The organism is Ensifer sp. ENS06 (genome assembly GCF_014852205.1).
In the GTDB taxonomy this organism is placed as follows: Bacteria; Pseudomonadota; Alphaproteobacteria; order Rhizobiales; family Rhizobiaceae; genus Ensifer; species Ensifer adhaerens.
The window spans coordinates 1-303 of record NZ_JACVBC010000064.1 but is presented as its reverse complement, the minus strand read 5'-3'; the positions used below and the strand labels follow the sequence as shown (position 1 = coordinate 303).

1 protein-coding gene is annotated in these 303 nt (G+C 64.0%); it reads left to right on the top strand.

The window, feature by feature from the left end:
* The coding region (locus IB279_RS36860) for an amidohydrolase family protein (RefSeq protein WP_192341297.1) at positions 1-303 on the top strand (303 nt) is incomplete at both ends.

The window sequence follows — 303 nt, the reverse complement described above, 5'->3', positions numbered from 1 at the left end:
ACTTCCGCGAGCCGCGCCCGGACATGCCGCCGGAGATGGAGGGCGAACTCGAAGAGGTCGTGCGCATTCTTGCGGAGAACCGCTGGCCCTGGCGACTGCATGCCACCTATGACGAGACGATCACCCGCGCGCTCGACGTCTTCGATAAGGTCAACCGGGATATCCCGCTTGAGGGTATCAACTGGTTCTTCGACCATGCGGAGACGATCTCTGACCGCTCGATCGACCGGATCGCCGCCCTTGGCGGCGGCATCGCCGTGCAGCACCGCATGGCCTATCAGGGCGAGTACTTCGTCGAGCGCT